At 60.4% G+C, this 2,322-nt stretch carries 2 protein-coding genes and 1 pseudogene; all 3 read right to left on the reverse strand.

From position 1 onward, the window contains the following. Nucleotides 1-181: pseudogene (locus Mhypo_RS17590) on the reverse strand (GNAT family N-acetyltransferase); the annotation flags it as partial. 6 nt (nt 182-187) lie between these two features. Beyond that, entirely contained in the window at nt 188-1,303 is a 1,116-nt protein-coding gene (menC, locus tag Mhypo_RS17595; RefSeq protein ID WP_119342508.1) for an o-succinylbenzoate synthase, read from the reverse strand. 97 nt (nt 1,304-1,400) lie between these two features. Next, entirely contained in the window at nt 1,401-2,132 is a 732-nt protein-coding gene (locus Mhypo_RS17600) for a class I SAM-dependent methyltransferase (protein WP_119342509.1), read from the reverse strand. Between the last annotated feature and the right edge of the window lie 190 nt (nt 2,133-2,322).

Consider the following 2,322-nt stretch of genomic DNA (forward strand, 5'->3'; position numbering starts at 1 on the left):
GAAAGGGGTTGGGGGATTGGGGGTGAAGGTAGGCCCCTGCCAGCAAGGCCCCTTCGTGGACTAGGGCCATCAGGGTTCCGCTGCGAAGGATGTCGCTGGGGTCGTTCCAGATGGCTTGCTCGAGCCGGGGAATTTCGGCTATCTCCTCGGGTTCGTGCAGTTCGCGAATCACCAGGTTCATAACAGGCTACTGGCTGCTTTTGCTGATGTAAGCCGATTTCTCGGTCAGTTTCTGGATGAAGTCGCGCTTTGGTGTCACACCCAGTCCCGGCCCCTGGGGTACGGGCATCAGGCCATTTTTGGCCTCGAGGGCCTCTTCGATGATGTCCTCCTGCCAGTAGCGGCTGGCGCTGCTGGTATCGCCGGGTTTGATGAACATGGGCAGGGTGGCCACGTGAATGTTGGCGGCCCGGCCGATGCCGGCTTCCAGCATCCCGCCCATCCAGACCGGGAGGCCGTAGCTCTGGGTAATGTCGTGGACTTTGCGGCTGGCCAGGATGCCGCCTACCCGCCCGGGTTTCAGGTTGATGACCCGTCCGGCCCCAATCTCTAAGGCCTTGCGGGTGTCCTCCGGCGAGGTGATGGACTCGTCCAGGCAGATAGAAGTGGAAATGGCCGCCTGCAGCTTGGCGTGGTCCAGGATGTCGTCGAAGGCCAGGGGCTGCTCGATGTAGTCGAGGCCGGCAGCGTCCAGGGCCTTGAAGGTGGAGATGTGGTTGAGGCTGTAGGCCGAGTTGGCGTCCACGGTCAGGTTGGCCTCGGGGTAGGCTTCGCGCACCGCCAGGGCCAGCTTTACGTCCCAGCCCGGCTTGATCTTCAGCTTGATGCGCTTGTAGCCATCGGCCAGCCCTTTGCCTACCTTCTCGAGGGTGGCCTCGAGGCTCGGCTCGATACCCAGGCTAATGCCCACCGGAATCTCGGTTCGCACGCCCCCCAGCACCTTCCAGATGGGCTGGCCCAGGCTCTTGCACCACAGATCCCAGAAGGCCATCTCGAGGGCGGCTTTGGTCATCTTGTTGCCTCGGAAGCCGGCAATCTCGGCCCAGAACTGCTCGGGGTTGGCGAAGTCCTGACCTAACACCTTGGGAATGAGCAGCTCTTCCAAAAGCGCCCAGGCCCCCGGAATGGTTTCCTCGCGGTAGTGGGGTGTGTACTCCATCACGGTTTCGGCGTAGCCCTCGAGGCCATCGCCATACAGGGTCAGAACGATCAGGTGGCGCATGGTCTGTACGCCAAAGGAGGTCTCGAAGCGGAACTTGAGCGGCAGGGAGATTAAGCGGAGCTCGGCGGCTTCAATTTTCATGCCCGTATGCTAACGCCAAGACCATAAAACCCCAACATGCCCTCAAATAAAGCAGACATGTTTCACAAGCAAGTTATCGTGAAATGATGCACAAAAACTACCTCCGGTGCCAGGCCTCAAACACAAAAACTGCGCTCTCGGGGGTGAGGGGCTCTTTGTGAAATCCACCAAAAAGCCGGTACTCGAAGGCAAATGCCCTCAGCCAGCGCTCGAGTTCGTAGCGGGTGTAGTAGCGCTGGGTTAGGGTGTGGCGCTGTCGCTTGAGGTTTCCTGTGGGCGTAAGGGTGTCTACCAGGTAGTGCGTGAGGAGGGCCTGGGCGGTGGGATGATGCTCCTGGTGGAGAAAGACCTCCGTTTGGCCGTAGCTACCCTCGTGCTGTAAAACCCCCTGCAGGCCAATATGGGCTGGGTTGTATACGTCGAAAGCAAAGCGTCCGCCCGCTTCCAGGTGGGCCTGAACACCTTCCAGCGTGGCATCTTGCTCGTCCAGGGTATAGAGGTGCATTAGGGCGTTGAAGGGGGCGATGATCAGGGGAAACTGCCGTTTGAGCTTGAGTTGGCGCATGTCGCCGGCCAGCCACTTTACGCCCAGGCCCTGGGTGTGCCTGGCGCCCAACTTGCGCATCTGTTGGGCGGGTTCCAGCGCCCATACCTCCACGCCCTGCCGTGCCAGGGCCCTGGCAACCCGCCCGGTTCCGGCACCGAGTTCCAGCACTGGGCCGCCGTAATCGCGCGCCAGGCGGGTGTAGAACTCGAGGTCGTCGGTGTAGTGCTGGTATTGCAGGTGATAAAACGCGGCAAGGGGCGAGTAATCCACTCGAAAAATCATAACCCCGGACGGCTATGCTGCTGAAGCACTCGGGCATGTTTCATTCCGTAAAGATGTGGTGTCATACCAGATTCGGTTAGTTCGTCACCCTTTGGTGACGAACTAACCCGACCGAAGTTATCCGCGTAGCGGAGGGCGATACCGCCCCTTGGAAGTTATCCGCGTAGCGGAGGGCGATACCGCCCCTTGG

This window comes from Meiothermus hypogaeus (assembly GCF_003574035.1).
GTDB lineage: Bacteria > Deinococcota > Deinococci > Deinococcales > Thermaceae > Meiothermus > Meiothermus hypogaeus.